General features: G+C 60.0%; 11 protein-coding genes. 2 read left to right on the top strand and 9 right to left on the bottom strand.

Annotated features, from left to right (window positions below; all coding sequences use genetic code 11):
• Positions 1 to 283: 283 nt before the first annotated feature.
• Complete coding sequence (locus M9827_RS10700) at positions 284 to 676, top strand: hypothetical protein (protein ID WP_250605409.1); 393 nt, start codon at positions 284 to 286, stop codon at positions 674 to 676.
• 178 nt (positions 677 to 854) lie between these two features.
• Here the strand turns inward: M9827_RS10700 and M9827_RS10695 are convergent, their stop codons facing one another.
• From M9827_RS10695 to M9827_RS10665, 7 genes are all read right to left on the bottom strand, one after another.
• A complete protein-coding gene (locus tag M9827_RS10695; RefSeq protein ID WP_250605408.1) occupies positions 855 to 2492 on the bottom strand; it encodes a BatD family protein in 1638 nt (545 codons plus the stop codon).
• Positions 2489 to 4228 carry a tetratricopeptide repeat protein gene (locus tag M9827_RS10690; RefSeq protein WP_250605407.1) on the bottom strand — a complete coding sequence of 580 codons (1740 nt, stop codon included), beginning with the start codon at positions 4226 to 4228 and terminating at the stop codon, positions 2489 to 2491. The genes M9827_RS10695 and M9827_RS10690 overlap by 4 nt, the downstream gene beginning before the upstream one ends.
• A complete protein-coding gene (locus tag M9827_RS10685; RefSeq protein WP_250605406.1) occupies positions 4225 to 5304 on the bottom strand; it encodes a vWA domain-containing protein in 1080 nt (359 codons plus the stop codon). The genes M9827_RS10690 and M9827_RS10685 overlap by 4 nt, the downstream gene beginning before the upstream one ends.
• A complete protein-coding gene (locus M9827_RS10680; protein ID WP_038369283.1) occupies positions 5297 to 5794 on the bottom strand; it encodes a DUF4381 domain-containing protein in 498 nt (165 codons plus the stop codon). The genes M9827_RS10685 and M9827_RS10680 overlap by 8 nt, the downstream gene beginning before the upstream one ends.
• Complete coding sequence (locus M9827_RS10675; RefSeq protein ID WP_093437905.1) at positions 5791 to 6735, bottom strand: DUF58 domain-containing protein; 945 nt, start codon at positions 6733 to 6735, stop codon at positions 5791 to 5793. Before M9827_RS10675 ends, M9827_RS10680 begins: the two co-directional genes overlap by 4 nt.
• A 5-nt stretch (positions 6736 to 6740) precedes the next feature.
• Positions 6741 to 7700: an AAA family ATPase gene (locus M9827_RS10670; protein WP_007913915.1), complete on the bottom strand. Its 960-nt coding sequence runs from the start codon at positions 7698 to 7700 to the stop codon at positions 6741 to 6743.
• Positions 7701 to 7990: 290 nt separating this feature from the next.
• The gene (locus M9827_RS10665) at positions 7991 to 8344 is read right to left on the bottom strand and encodes a hypothetical protein (protein ID WP_250605404.1); all 354 of its coding nucleotides are present in this window, start codon (positions 8342 to 8344) and stop codon (positions 7991 to 7993) included.
• A 504-nt stretch (positions 8345 to 8848) separates the two neighbouring features.
• Between M9827_RS10665 and M9827_RS10660 the strand changes: the two genes are divergently transcribed.
• The gene (locus tag M9827_RS10660) at positions 8849 to 13744 is read left to right on the top strand and encodes an NAD-glutamate dehydrogenase (protein WP_250605403.1); all 4896 of its coding nucleotides are present in this window, start codon (positions 8849 to 8851) and stop codon (positions 13742 to 13744) included.
• 69 nt (positions 13745 to 13813) lie between these two features.
• Here the strand turns inward: M9827_RS10660 and M9827_RS10655 are convergent, their stop codons facing one another.
• Positions 13814 to 15061 (bottom strand): NHL repeat-containing protein, encoded by a 1248-nt coding sequence (locus M9827_RS10655; protein ID WP_250605402.1) that lies wholly within the window; start codon positions 15059 to 15061, stop codon positions 13814 to 13816.
• Between the two features lie 249 nt (positions 15062 to 15310).
• Positions 15311 to 15715: a cupin domain-containing protein gene (locus M9827_RS10650; RefSeq protein WP_250605401.1), complete on the bottom strand. Its 405-nt coding sequence runs from the start codon at positions 15713 to 15715 to the stop codon at positions 15311 to 15313.
• Between the last annotated feature and the right edge of the window lie 171 nt (positions 15716 to 15886).

Here is a 15886-nt window from a genome sequence, read left to right as displayed (position 1 = left end):
GGCGGCGAAAGAGGGGAGAGTTTACAGATTATTGCGGCGGGAGGGCTTTTCGGGGAGGGCGCGCGCGATCGCGTCGATTTCAAAAATTGACCCCCTGACACCCACTGCCTACCATCGTGCCACTATATTGATATCGTTTTCGCTGCGTGCGAATCACCGCTGGTTGACCCGGAGGAGAGCGGAAAGGCGCGTTGAAGGTTTGTTCTTGTGCATGCATTTGAAATGACGACACAAAGCGCGTTGGGTAATGCTACGTGACGCTATTGTGATGGGGGGAGTAGTAATGAATATTGGCACTGGTGTTGACTTGCAAGGGTGGCTGGTAATTGTAAGTCATAAACTATTCCTTATTCCGGAAGCCTATTCCGAAAACTATGAGGATGGTGAACGCTATGAGATTTCAAGGCCGGAGATAATATTTGCTGTTGCAGAGTTGGTTCTTCCGCTCGGCGGTGGGAAAAGCTTTATATTTCACAGGTCAAAATTGTCGGGAGTTGTGGTCGGCGATTCGCCGATCAAAATAGATCCAGTGTTTCTGTCTGTTGAGGAGAGAGGACGTGGATATATTTCCATAGATGTTGCAGCTGCTTCTCTAGATAAATACAGAGAACGCTATCAGGCTTTTTTTGAAAAGGGACGTTCGGGTAATTCAAATGACTGGTTGGACTATTTATAAGGATGTAATCGTCTGCCCTCTGGAAATGGCTGGTGAACATTAAACCTGCGCATCAATCTGCGTGCCGCCGATTGCCTTTAGCCTTTTTTAATTTTTAGCAAAATCAAAAGATCGCAGCCTTCGGCAACTCCTACACATACCCTCTGTAGGAGCTGCCGGAGGCTGCGATCTTTTGCTTTTACTTCGGATAAAGCGGCGGTAACCCGCTATCACTCACCGGATCCTGCACCCGTTCCGCCGCTGGAATCGTGCGGATCGCCCGCCACAAATCCTCACCCTGCCAGTGCTGCCCCGTCTCGCTGTACAGCGCACCATTCAACCCATCCAGCGCATCCGACAGCGGCACAAACCGCGCCGCCATGTCCGCCAATGTTTCCGGCTGCTGCCGCGCCCAGGCATCCAGTGCCTGCCGCGTCGCCTGCGGATCATTCGCCTGACTCGCCCGCTTGATGTCATCCATCAACGTGCGCGGGCTCGGGCCGGTTTGTGCGGCACGATGCACCGCTGGTTGCCAGCGTGCGCGCCACCACAGGCCGAAGCCGAGGAGGGTGGTGCAGGCGAGGATCAGGGTGCTGAGTTTCCACCACCACAACACATCGTTATCGACGGCGCTCACTTGCAGGTTGCCGGCCGGGGTGTCGACTTGCAGGCTCGGGTTGTTGGCCACTTGCAGGGTGCGTGCGGGCAGGCTGCTGTGTTCAAGGTGATCTTCGAAGGTGTTCCACCAGACCACGTCCACCGTCGGCAAGTCGATGGCGCCGCTGCGGCTCGGCACCAGGGCTTCGCGCTCTTCGCGACTGCCGACAATGCCGCGGTCAGTGCTCTGGTTGCTCAGCACCGGTTGGTCGGGGTAGCGGCGCAGGCCGTTGACGTCGGTGGCGGGCAGCGCCGGCAATTGCGAGGCGGCCAGGCCTTCGACTTTCAATGTCAGGCTGCGGGTCAGGGAATCGCCAACCTGAGTGTGTTCCGGTTCCGGGTTCCAGCTTTCGCTGAGGCTCAGGCTGCGCGCGGGCAGCCATGGCGCGTCGACCGGGTAGGTCAGCGGTTTGGGTTTGACGGTCAGGGGGATTTGAGAAGAACTGACGCGCATGAGTTTGCCCGGCTTCGGCCCCTGTGCATTGGTGTCCTGAGACGGCTGCGTGTCGACCAGTGTGGCGCTGAAGGTCTGCGGCGCGATGGTCAGCAAACCGCTGTGTTGCGGGTAGATCGCATAGCGCATTTCGATCACGCCATGGCGCACACCGTTGAGGTCTTTTTCATAGGTGCGCGTGTCGCCCAGTTGCTCGATGCGCGCGTCGGCGATTTGCAGCGGCGTCAGGCTGCTGTCGTCGTACAGCGACACCGAATGGTAGATGCGCAGGGTCAGGATCGCCTGCGCCTGCACATAGACGCTGGACTGATCGAGGCTGGCTTCGATGAACACCGGATCAAGGCTGTTCTTATTCTCGCGGGTATCGCTTTCGACCACTTGCACGGTGATCGGCTGGCTCTGCGCGTCGCCCAGTTGCAGCGGCGGGATCACCACGCTGCCGTTCTCTTTCGGCAGCAGAGTGATGATCCAGCGCGTGGTCGCGCGGTTGTCACCGTTGAGGGTGTTGAGCTGGTTGACTTGGCGCGTACCGCGCACTTCGAACAACGTTTCCAGCGCGGTCAGATCGGGCTTGCCGAACTGGGTGACGTCGCTGGTTTCGAGGGTGAGTTCGACCGTCTCGCCGGAGTTCAGGCGACTGCGATCCACACTGGCTGTGAGCTCGGCCGCGTGGGCGGTGGCCGTGCAGAGCAGCAGGGGCAGCAAGAGAGCGGTGAAGCGGGTCATCGAGTGTTTTCCTGATCCTGATGTTGTTGCTGTTCGTACCAGAATTTGCGTCGGAGCAATTCGCCGGGGTCGTCGGGGATCTTGCCCAGCCATTGTTCCAGTGCCTGACGTTGCTCGCCTTCGAGGTTGTCTTCACTCGGGCGCAGCGTCGGCACGGTGTCCGTTTGTTCTTCTTCGTCGCTGCCCGGTACTTCGTTGGGGCCTGGCTGCGGCGGCGTGGTCGGTGGCGGTTCGCTGGCCGATTCGCTCGGTTGCGCCTCGCTCTGGGTTTCACTTTTTACCGCCGGTGGCGGTGCGGTCGCTGGCGGTGGTTCGTCGCCCGGAAGACTTTGCTGTTCACTCGGTTTGGTGTCCGGCTCGGCGGGCGGCGGTGTGTTTTTCTGCTTGAGCAGGTTTTCCACCAGCGCCTTGTTGGTCTGCGCCGGACGCAAATCCGGTTGCAGCTCCAGGGCCTGTTCATAGGCGTCGATCGCCGCTTCCAGCTCACCGCTTTTTGCCAGGGCGTTGCCACGATTGTAGTGGGCGCGAGCATCGCTGCCTTCGGCGAAGCGCTGGGCGGCGCCACTGTAGTCGCCGGCCTCGTACAACGCCACCCCTTGCCACTGATGATCGTCAAAATGCTGCGCGGCTTCGATCGGGCGCTTTTGCTTGAGCAAATGCAGGCCCTGTTGGTCGGGACGCAGCCACAGGTCTTCGAAGTCAAAAGCGTAGCTGGGCTGCGGCAAGCAAAACAGCAGCGGCAGGCAGAACAGCCAGCCACGGCGCCCGGCGCAAGCGGCGAGCAGCAATAGCGGCAACAGCAGCCAGTAACCCTGATCGGCCCAGGTATCCAGGCGCACGGTCTGGCCGTCGTCGCGCAAGCTGCGCGGGCCGTTGAGCAGGCCGAGCGCGCCAAGATCCGCTTCGTCGAGGCGGGCAGGATGGTATTCGCCGCCAACACTGTTGAGGAATGCGCTCAGGCCCGGACTGTCGAGTTGCGGCACGCGGATCGCGCCTTGTTCGTCCTTGAGGAAACTGCCGTCCTCCTGGGCAATTGGCGCACCTTCGGCGGTGCCGACGCCGAGCATCAGCAGTTGTGTCGACTGTCCGCTGAGGGCGCGGCGAATGCCTTGACGTTCTTCTTCATTAAGTGACGAGCCGATCAGCAGAATTCGCCCCTGACCGAGCGCGCCTTGTTTCAGCAGGGCAAGTGCTTTGTCGACGGCCAGATCGGCGCGATGGCCGCTTTCGGGCATCAGCGACGGTTTAAGCGCATCGAGCAAATTGCGACTGGTCGCCAAGTCATCGGAGAGCGGCACCAGCGTGTGCGCGCTGCCGGCGTATACGACGATCGCGGTCTGCGCATCGCTGCGCGCCTGCAACAGGTCGAAGAGCTTGCGCCGCGCCTGTTCCAGTCGCGTCGGCGGCGAGTCGGTGGCGAGCATTTCCGGGGTCAGTTCCAGTACCACCACCAACGGATCGGCGGGCTTCTGGCTGGTCTGTTCGACCCGTTCCCAGCTAGGCCCGAGCAACGCCAGAACCGTCAGCAGCCAGGCCACGCCAAGGGCAACCCACGGCAGTTTGCTGTCGCGACCGCTACCGCCGCTGAGCAGGGTGGCATGAAACGCCGGCGGCAGAATCATCTGCCAGCGCCCGGCACGCTTCTGCCGGTGCCAGAGTTGCCAGATCAGCCAGCCGAGCAGCGGCAGCAACAGCAACCACCACGGACGGAACCAGTGCGGCCAGAGCGCGATCATCGGCGCCTCCGCAGACGCAGGCGCTTGAGACGCTCGCGCCAGTCAGGTAGCGGACTTTGCAGATACAGCTCCTTGCTGAACAGCCGTTGCAGCGGGTTGTCCGGCCACAATTCACGGGCGACCAGCAACAGGCTCAACCACAGCGCCAGCGCCAAAGGCCAGTGATACAAGGCTTGCGCCGGACGGGCCTGGGTCGGTTGTTGGGTCACCGGTTCGAGTTGATCGAGGGTGTCCTTGATGGCTTGCAGTTCCTTGCCATCGTGGGCTCGGAAATACTGGCCGCCGGTGACCTCGGCGATGGCTTTGAGCGCCGGTTCGTCGAGATCCAGACTCGGGTTGACCCCAAGCAGACCGGTCGAACCGCTGTCCTCGGGATTGGCGCCGATGCCGATCGGGTAGATTTTTACGCCTTCGCTCGCAGCGAGTTTTGCCGCCGTCAGCGGATTGATTTCGCCGCCATTGTTGGCGCCGTCAGTCACCAGAATCAGCACACGACTTTGCGCCGGACGCAGGCGCAGGCGTTTAAGCGCCAGACCGATCGCGTCGCCGATCGCAGTGTTCTTGCCGGCAATGCCGATCCGCGCCTCGTCGAGCCAGACGCGTACGGTGTGGCGATCAAAGGTCAGTGGCGCTTGCAGATACGCCTGACTGCCGAACAGGATCAGGCCGACCCGGTCACCATCACGGCTTTCGAGGAAGTCGCCGAGCAAATGCTGAACCAGCGACAGACGACTGACTTCTTCGTCCTGCCATTGCATATCGGGGAAGTCCATCGAACCGGACACGTCCACCGCCACCAGCAGATCACGCCCGCTGGCAGCAATCGGCAGCGGTTCGCCGAGCCATTGCGGGCGGGCGGCGGCGGTCAGCAGCAACAGCCACAACAGCATGAACGGCGCTTGCTGACGCCACGCCGGCAGATTGGCGCGGGCGCGACGGCGGGCGAGGCCTTCCAGATCGGCGAGGAAGCTGACTTTCAGGGCGGGCTCGCCACTGTCGGCCACCGGCAGCACCAGACGCATCAGCCACGGCAGCGGCAACAGCACAAAGATCCACGCCCAGGCGAACTCAAACATGTTTGCGAATCCACGTGTCGACCGCTTGGGTCAGGCCAGCGATGGCTTTGTCGTCGAGTTTGCATTCCGGTTTGTACGCGCCTTCAACCAGTACCATCCATCGCGTCAGGCCGGCCGCCGGGCAACGGTTGTCGAGAAAGGCCAGCCATTTACGCCCGTTGAGAGTGTGGCTCTGGCTGTAGGGGTAGTGGTTGCGGCACAGCCGTTTGAGCAGGCCGTTGAGTTGTTGCAGCCAGGCACCGGCCGGGGCGCCGTCGTAGGGTTTGGGCATCTGCGCCAGTTCGGCGAGCGCGGCGATACGCACGGGGTCCAGCGGTTGTTCGGCGCGCACGATCGGGCGTTTCTTCATCGGAATGAAACGCCGCAGCTTCCACACGGCGAAACCCAGCAGCGGCAACAATAGAAGCAGCAGCCACCAACCCGGCGCCGGTGGCCAGAAGGCAATCGGTGGCGGCGAGATCAGTGGTTGCAGTTGTTCGAGGCCGTTCATCGACCTTTCCCCGGACGCTGCGGATTGAGGAATTCGCGCATCTGCTCGACCATTTCACTCTGCGTGCTCAGCGGCATCAGCAGTACCCGCAGCTTTTGCGCGAGCAATTCCCAGCGAGCGATGCGTGCTTCGGCCTGGGCGCGGTAGGTCTGGCGCAGGTCGAAGTTGAGGGTGTCGAGTTCAAGCTGCGCGCCACGCTCGGCGAACCTGAGCAGGCCAGCGGCGGGGAGGGCGTGATCGAGTGGATCGGACAGCGGCAGCATCAGCAAATCGCAATGGCGCGAGAGCAGGCTCAGTTGCTGTTCGGCGCTGTCGGACAGCGCGCGTTCATCGCAAATCACAATCACCAGACTGCCAGGACGCAGCACTTCACGGGCGCGGCGCAGCGCCACGCCAAACGCATCGCGATCCGGTTCACGCTCGCTGTGCAGCGACTGATTGACCTTGACCAGACGATTGAGCAATTGCAGCAGGCTTTGTTTGCTGCGCCGTGGCTTGATTTCGTAGTGCTCGTTGTCGCCGAATACCAGTCCGCCAACCCGGTCGTTATGCCCGAGCGCAGCCCAGCCGATCAGCGCCGCTACTTGCGCTGCCAGTACCGATTTGAACATCAGCCCCGAGCCGAAAAACAGCCGTGTGCTTTGCTCGACCATGATGAAAATCGGCCGCTCGCGTTCTTCATGGAACAGCTTGGTGTGCGGCTCCTGCGTGCGCGCCGTGACGCGCCAGTCGATGGTGCGCACGTCGTCGCCAGCCTGATAGACCCGCACCTGATCGAAGTCGACGCCACGGCCACGGAATTTCGAGTGATGCAGGCCGATCAGCGGGCTGCGCTGGCTCGGCGTGGAAAACAGCTGCACCTCGCGCACGCGGTGACGCATCTCGATCAGCTCGGCGAGGCTGACGCGGATGCCCGGTTCGGACGGCAGGGGGGCGTTCATGGGGGTCAAGCGACGGCTACGACGTCGAGAATCCGCTGCACCACCCGATCCTGATCGATGCCGGCGGCTTCGGCTTCAAACGACAAAATGATGCGGTGACGCAACACATCGAATAGCACGGCCTGGATGTCTTCCGGGCTGACGAAGTCGCGGCCGGCCAGCCAGGCGTGGGCGCGTGCACAGCGGTCGAGGGCGATCGAGCCGCGCGGGCTGGCACCATAGGCGATCCACTCGGCCATTTCCGGGTCGAACTTGGCCGGGTTGCGCGTGGCCATGACCAGTTGCACCAGGTATTCCTCCACGGCGTCGGCCATGTACAGGCCGAGGATTTCCTTGCGTGCGGCGAAGATTGCCTGCTGGCTGACCCGGCGTTCGGGTTTGGTTTCACCGTTCAACGCTTCGCCACGGGCCTGCTGGAGGATGCGGCGTTCGACGGCGGCGTCCGGGAAACCGATTTTCACGTGCATCAGGAAGCGGTCGAGCTGGGCCTCCGGCAGCGGGTAAGTGCCTTCCTGCTCGATCGGGTTTTGCGTGGCCATCACCAGAAACAACGGCGACAGCTCATAAGTGCTGCGGCCAACACTGACCTGACGCTCGGCCATGGCTTCGAGCAGCGCCGATTGCACCTTGGCCGGGGCACGGTTGATTTCGTCCGCCAGCACCAGGTTGTGGAAGATCGGCCCTTGCTGGAACACGAAACTGCCGGTTTCCGGGCGATAGATCTCGGTGCCGGTGATGTCGGCTGGCAGCAGGTCCGGGGTGAACTGAATGCGATGGAACTGGGCTTCGATGCCCTCGGCGAGTTCTTTGATCGCTTTGGTCTTGGCCAGACCCGGAGCGCCCTCGACCAGCATGTGGCCGTCGGCGAGCAGGGCGATGAGCAAACGCTCGATGAGTTTTTCCTGGCCGAGAATCTGCGTTGAAAGAAAGGTTCGCAGCGCCAGCAGCGCTTCACGATGTTCCATCGGTGACTGTTCCTGGAAAGGGGTGGCCACAGGCGTTCGGATAACGCCGGGGCTGGGGGCGTTACTTTAATCCATCGCGGGGGGTGGCGACTAACGGCATTTTGCGCAAAGTGCGGGAAATGACTGGGGGAATTGTTGGGTTTTTGTAGTGGGGGAGTGTTGAGGTGGCTGTTCTGGCCTCATCGCTGGCAAGCCAGCTCCCACAGGTTCAGCGTTGTGCATGCGAATTGTGCAACACATCGATCACTGTGGGAGCTGGCTTGCCAGCGATGGGGCCAGCCCAGACGCGATCAAGCTTCGTTAATGAAGGTGCCAGTTCCATCAAGGATGTTCTTCAGGGTCTCGACCACCTCATCCAGATCAACCATATCCGGGTTAAAGCTGATCTCCAGCACATCATCCCCATTCAACGCATCGGCATCCGCCGCACCAATCTCGATCTTCAGCAGCGTCTTGCTCAGGGTGACTTTCACCCCGTCCAGCGTAGAAGGCTCGCCATCCAGAGTGATCTCCAGCTCATTCTCATCCGGATAGCGGCTCATCAGAAACATGTCGCCCTTGTCGCTGTGGCAGCAGAGCATGGCCATGTTGTCTTCTTCGTCATCGCATGGGTTGACGATCAGTAGGGCGGTGGTCATTTGCATGGTCAATTCCTGCCTCAAGGGGCGTATCGGTCGCTAATGGGCGCGATTCTGCCAGCCCTCGGGAATTTCTGCATGTGAGAGTGTCAGAGGATGTGTCGTGAACGCGACATGGGTCAACGGTCATTTCTGGCACGGATGTACCGTAAATCCGGGCATTCAGGCCGCCGTTTTCCGCCACGAGTGCTAGTGTTTAGCGGTGCGAAACCCTCGGTTTACGTGCCAATGACCGAATATGTCGCAGCACCGCAAGCAGACACATTGTCGCACCCTTTAAGCTGCGCAACGGATGAGCACCCGTAAAGGCATTGTCGGCACCGCTGGCAGTCGCTTTTGCAGATGCCCATTCAATGGAAGGTGAATGTGACCTGAGTGTCCCGTCCAGCTTCACCCACCTGTCACCCTGTTTCCTCTGCCCGAGAATCAGGAACAGGGCGACACAGGCCCCGAAAGGGGTGTTGCACGCGACGCTTTCCATCAATAACAAGCTTAAGCGGAGTACCACAGATGGCGTTCTTCACCGCAGCCAGCAAAGCCGACTTCCAGCACCAACTGCAAGCGGCACTGGCGCAGCACATCAGTGAACAGGCACTGCCACAAGTGGCGCTGTTCGCTGAACAATTCTTCGGCATCATTTCCCTGGACGAGCTGACTCAACGTCGCCTCTCCGACCTCGCTGGCTGTACTCTTTCCGCGTGGCGCCTGCTTGAGCGCTTCGATCACACGCAACCGCAGGTGCGCGTCTACAACCCTGATTACGAGCGTCATGGCTGGCAGTCGACCCACACCGCGGTCGAAGTGCTGCACCACGACCTGCCATTTCTGGTCGACTCGGTCCGCACCGAGCTGAATCGTCGCGGCTACAGCATCCACACCCTGCAGACCACCGTGCTCAGCGTGCGTCGTGGCAGCAAGGGCGAACTGCTGGAAATCCTGCCGAAGGGCAGCACCGGCGAAGGCGTGCTGCACGAGTCGCTGATGTACCTGGAAATCGACCGCTGCGCCAACGCGGCCGAACTGAATGTTCTGAGCAAAGAGCTGGAACAGGTTCTCGGTGAAGTCCGCGTTGCGGTCGCCGATTTCGAGCCAATGAAAGACAAGGTGCAGGAAATCCTCGCCAAGCTCGACAACAGCGCGTTTGCCATCGATGCCGACGAAAAGAACGAAATCAAAAGCTTCCTGGAATGGCTGGTGGGCAACCACTTCACCTTCCTCGGCTACGAAGAATTCGTGGTCACCGATCAGGCCGACGGCGGCCACATCGAATACGACCAGAACTCCTTCCTCGGCCTGACCAAACTGCTGCGCACCGGCCTGACCTACGAAGACCTGCGCATCGAAGACTACGCCGTTGCCTACTTGCGCGAACCGACCCTGCTGTCGTTCGCCAAAGCTGCGCACCCGAGTCGTGTACACCGTCCAGCCTACCCGGACTACGTGTCGATCCGTGAAATCGACGCCGACGGCAAAGTCATCAAGGAACACCGCTTCATGGGCCTGTACACCTCGTCGGTGTATGGCGAGAGCGTGCGGGTCATCCCGTTCATCCGCCGCAAGGTCGAAGAAATCGAGCGTCGCTCCGGCTTCCAGTCCAAGGCTCACCTGGGCAAGGAACTGGCGCAGGTTCTCGAAGTATTGCCGCGTGATGACCTGTTCCAGACCCCGGTCGACGAACTGTTCACCACCGTGATGTCGATCGTGCAGATCCAGGAACGCAACAAGATCCGCGTATTCCTGCGCAAAGACCCGTACGGTCGCTTCTGCTACTGCCTGGCCTACGTGCCGCGCGACATCTATTCCACCGAAGTTCGCCAGAAGATCCAGCAAGTGCTGATGGAGCGCCTGAAGGCCTCCGACTGCGAATTCTGGACCTTCTTCTCCGAGTCCGTGCTGGCCCGCGTGCAGTTGATTCTGCGTGTCGATCCGAAGAACCGCATCGACATCGACCCGGTTCTGCTGGAAAAAGAAGTCGTACAAGCGTGCCGCAGCTGGCAGGACGATTACGCCGCACTGACCGTCGAAAGCTTCGGCGAAGCCCACGGCACCAACGTGCTGGCCGACTTCCCGAAAGGCTTCCCGGCCGGCTACCGCGAGCGTTTCGCTGCGCATTCGGCCGTGGTCGATATGCAGCACCTGCTGAGCCTCAACGAAAAAAATCCGCTGGTGATGAGCTTCTATCAGCCGCTGGGCCAGGTCTCCGGCCAGCGCGAGCTGCATTGCAAGCTGTACCACGCCGACACCCCGCTGGCGCTGTCCGACGTGCTGCCGATTCTGGAAAACCTCGGCCTGCGCGTGCTGGGTGAATTCCCGTACCGTCTGCGTCACACCAATGGCCGCGAGTTCTGGATTCACGACTTCGCGTTCACTGCCGCTGAAGGCCTGGACCTCGACATCCAGCAACTCAACGACACCCTGCAGGACGCTTTCGTCCACATCGTTCGTGGCGAAGCCGAGAACGATGCGTTCAACCGTCTGGTCCTGACCGCCGGCCTGCCATGGCGCGACGTGGCGCTGCTGCGTGCTTACGCGCGTTATCTGAAGCAGATTCGTCTGGGCTTCGATCTGGGTTACATCGCCAGCACCCTGAACAACCACACCGACATCGCTCGCGAACTGACCCGGTTGTTCAAGACCCGCTTCTATCTGGCACGCAAACTCAGCGACGACGATCTGGAAGACAAGCAGCAGCGTCTGGAGCAAGCGATTCTGACTGCACTGGACGATGTTCAGGTGCTCAACGAAGACCGCATCCTGCGTCGTTACCTCGACCTGATCAAAGCCACGCTGCGCACCAACTTCTATCAGACTGACGCCAACGGCCAGAACAAGTCGTACTTCAGCTTCAAGTTCAACCCGCACGCGATCCCTGAACTGCCGAAGCCAGTGCCGAAGTTTGAAATCTTCGTTTACTCGCCACGGGTTGAAGGCGTACACCTGCGCTTCGGTAACGTTGCCCGTGGTGGTCTGCGCTGGTCCGACCGTGAAGAAGACTTCCGTACCGAAGTCCTCGGCCTGGTAAAAGCCCAGCAAGTGAAGAACTCGGTCATCGTGCCGGTGGGCGCGAAGGGCGGCTTCCTGCCGCGTCGTCTGCCACTGGGCGGCAGCCGTGACGAGATCGCGGCCGAGGGCATCGCCTGCTACCGCATCTTCATCTCGGGCCTGTTGGACATCACCGACAACCTGAAGGACGGCGCGCTGGTTCCGCCGGCCAACGTCGTGCGGCATGACGACGATGACCCGTACCTGGTAGTGGCAGCGGACAAGGGCACTGCAACCTTCTCCGACATCGCCAACGGCATCGCCATCGACTACGGCTTCTGGCTGGGTGACGCGTTTGCGTCCGGTGGTTCGGCTGGTTATGACCACAAGAAAATGGGCATTACCGCCAAAGGCGCGTGGGTTGGCGTACAACGTCACTTCCGCGAGCGCGGCATCAATGTTCAGGAAGACAGCATCACCGTAGTGGGCGTCGGTGACATGGCCGGTGACGTGTTCGGTAACGGCCTGTTGATGTCCGACAAGCTGCAACTGGTCGCGGCCTTCAACCACATGCACATCTTCATCGACCCGAACCCGAACCCGGCGACCAGCTTCGTCGAGCGTCAGCGCATGTTCGACCTGCCGCGTTCGGCCTGGACCGACTACGACACCAGCATCATGTCCGAAGGTGGCGGTATCTTCTCGCGCAGCGCGAAGAGCATCGCGATCTCCCCGCAGATGCAGGAACGCTTCGACATCAAGGCCGACAAGCTGACCCCGACCGAACTGCTGAACGCCTTGCTCAAGGCACCGGTGGATCTGCTGTGGAACGGCGGTATCGGTACTTACGTCAAGGCCAGCACTGAAAGCCATGCAGACGTCGGCGACAAAGCCAACGATGCACTGCGCGTGAACGGTAACGAGCTGCGCTGCAAAGTAGTGGGCGAAGGCGGTAACCTCGGCATGACCCAACTGGGTCGTGTGGAATTCGGCCTGAATGGCGGCGGTTCCAACACCGACTTCATCGACAACGCCGGTGGCGTGGACTGCTCCGACCACGAAGTGAACATCAAGATCCTGCTGAACGAAGTGGTTCAGGCCGGTGACATGACCGACAAGCAACGCAACCAGTTGCTGGCGAGCATGACCGACGAAGTCGGCAATCTGGTGCTGGGCAACAACTACAAGCAGACTCAGGCCCTGTCCCTGGCGGCGCGCCGTGCTTACGAGCGCATCGCTGAGTACAAGCGTCTGATGAGCGACCTGGAAGGCCGTGGCAAGCTGGACCGTGCCATCGAGTTCCTGCCGACCGAAGAGCAACTGGCCGAGCGTATTGCTGAAGGCCACGGTCTGACCCGTCCTGAACTGTCGGTGCTGATCTCGTACAGCAAGATAGACCTCAAAGAGCAGCTGTTGGGCTCCTTGGTGCCGGACGACGATTACCTGACCCGCGACATGGAAACGGCGTTCCCGCCGACCCTGGTCAGCAAGTTCTCCGAAGCCATGCGTCGTCACCGTCTGAAGCGCGAGATCGTCAGCACCCAGATCGCCAACGACCTGGTCAACCACATGGGCATCACCTTCGTGCAACGACTCAAAGAGTCGACCGGCATGAGCCCGGCGAACGTGGCTGGCGCTTACGTGATCGTGCGTGACATCTTCCACCTCCCGCACTGGTTCCGTCAGATCGAAGCGCTGGACTATCAGGTTTCCGCTGATGTGCAGCTGGAGCTGATGGACGAGCTGATGCGTCTGGGTCGCCGTGCCACGCGCTGGTTCCTGCGTGCCCGTCGCAACGAGCAGAACGCTGCCCGTGACGTCGCGCACTTCGGTCCGCACCTGAAAGAGCTGGGTCTGAAACTCGACGAACTGCTGAGCGGCGAAATCCGTGAAAACTGGCAGGCGCGTTATCAGGCGTACGTCGAAGCCGGTGTGCCGGAATTGCTGGCGCGTATGGTGGCGGGCACCTCGCACCTGTACACGCTGCTGCCGATCATCGAAGCTTCCGACGTGACTGGCCAGAACCCTGCCGAAGTGGCCAAGGCCTACTTCGCCGTGGGCAGTGCGCTGGATATCACCTGGTACCTGCAACAGATCAGCGCACTGCCGGTTGAAAACAACTGGCAAGCCCTGGCCCGTGAAGCGTTCCGTGATGACGTCGACTGGCAGCAACGTGCGATCACCATCTCCGTCCTGCAACAGGGCGACGGCACTCAGGACGTGGAAGCACGCCTGGCGCTGTGGATGGAACAGCACGAAAGCATGATCTCGCGCTGGCGCGCCATGCTGGTGGAAATCCGTGCGGCGAGCGGCACGGACTACGCCATGTATGCGGTGGCCAACCGTGAGCTGCTGGATCTGGCGTTGAGCGGGCAAGCGGTCGTGCCTGCAGTCGCTGCGAATGCCGAGCTTGAATTGGCGTAAGTAGTGGCTGAATGAAAAAGCCCCGGTGTCGTGAGATGCCGGGGCTTTTTTATGTCTGTTGCGGTCAACTTACTGGACGTATCGCAGTATTACGGAGGAGGGAGAACCGTTGTCTTGTGCCATCCTGCCGCCTGCGATAATGCGGCCATCCTTTTGTAGGATTACGAGCCTTCCAGTGCCCACGCTGGGGAAATAGCGGAAGCCGTTATTGCCAAAACCAATATCGAGCGTTCCATCTGGATGATAACGGGCTAACACACCGGCTTCACCCCACCGAGTGCCCACTACAATGACCTTTCCGTCTGCCTGAATGGCACCAGACATCCATTCACCTTGAAAGTCCGTCAGTACCGGATCACCGTTGTTGAACTCTATGTCTTGCGATCCGTGCGTATCAAGCCGCGTCAATACACCGTGCTCGGGAACCGGATCTCCCATCCAGGGTGATGGTCCCGTTCTTCCGACTACCCAAAACTTCTGATCCGGTAATGGGTGCAAATCCCAGACCTCGAGGCCGCCCTGTTCCTTGGCTGGTTTTTCCAGCACGCAATACCCGCCTTTACCGAAAGATCGGTCTGGAAGACCTTTGGAATCATAAGCGATCAAAAAACCCTGGCTGATGCGGGAGTCGTCTGGACGTAGAGCTGCACCGACGATAAGGCGTTCGCCTTTGATGACCCGCAAACAAGTCTGGTAAATCGCCTTGCCCTCATAAGCTAGCTGGACATACCCCTTACCGTTGAATGTCTTGTCCACTGCCCCGTTTTCTTCAAGTTTGAAGAGGTAAGGATTTTCTCCTTTATACAACGAGAGGATAAGCAAAATCTTGCCGTCACTGAGCACTGTACATGTGCCCGATTGCGAGTTTGCATTACTGGTTTGAGTACACTCGTTGGGATAGCGTTCGGCTGCGCGCTCTGGAGGTACTATGACTTCGCCGTCCTTACCAAATGTCTTGTCCGGTTTGCCGTCCGGCATGAAGCGTGCGAGGCAGACTCCGGTGCCAGTCCCGTACTGATCACCCGTAACCAGGATCCGGCCCTTCGGATCGATATTGATCGTCAAGGCTTGTGATTTGCTCGCGCCACCGAACGTGGATGAAATGTACCCGACGCCCGCAAAGCGTTTATCAAGCAGTCCATCGGGAGTGAGACGAGCCACATAATATTTATTGTCCAGCGTCCTTCCCGCGGCGTAGACGTTGTCATGCTCATCCGTTGTCAGTGCAAAAAAATAGTCGACGTCGGCAAAAGCGGTAGAGCCTTTTTTGCCGAATGTGGGATCGAGATCTCCTGCGTTGTACTCTTCAGTTTTCATTGTTTGCTCCCTGAGTTGACGCTCCGTCAGGCACCAGACCATTCGAGGAGCGGTCATGCATTAGGGGGCGGGTGAGCAGGGCTGTCTACTGTAAGACCTTACAGTAGACAGGGCGTGGATTACATGCTCGTAGCGTCGCCAATGGAGTGAGCCTGCTCGCGATGGCGTCCTTTATATCAATGCAACTTCTGATCTTGGTTGCTCTCGAGCATCGACACTTTGTCCGCAGACCGCGCGACTAAACAGCCATCAGTTTTTCAGCGGGATCAACACTTGCTCATCCGGGGCCAGCACCATGAACACCAGCAACTTCGCCGGTTTGCTCTGGCTGGCATTTTTCGACACCAGATGCTCGGACCCGGCCGGTTCGTACCAGAACTGGCCCTTCTTGTAGGTGATCGCTTGTTCACCTTTGACCTGGGAAATCACTTCACCTTCGAGCACGTATGCCATCGCCGTACCGTCATGTTTGTGAGCGATGGAGGACTGGCCGGGTTTGTAGTCGACTTCGATCATCATGGCTTTTTTGCCGGGGGCGTTTTTCAGCATCTGCTCTTGCAGGACGGTGACTTTTTCTGACGGATCGTGGGCGAAGGCGGCTGAGGTGCAAAAGCTCAGGGAGAGGGCGGCGGCGAAGCAGGGCAGGGCTTTCATGGCGGGTTACCTGTGATGATCGGGGGGTTGGACATCACAGTAGTCCGCAAGGCTAGGCATTCAAACGGCCAATATTCGGGAAGATCAGGTGACCAATTCGGGTGTTCCCAAAACCAAAAGATCGCAGCCTTCGGCAGCTCCTACACCGATCTCTGTAGGAGCTGCCGAAGG

The sequence above is a fragment of the Pseudomonas sp. AKS31 genome (assembly GCF_023634765.1).
GTDB lineage: Bacteria > Pseudomonadota > Gammaproteobacteria > Pseudomonadales > Pseudomonadaceae > Aquipseudomonas.
Note: the sequence above shows the minus strand (reverse complement) of the source record. Positions and strands in the feature narration are given on the sequence as shown.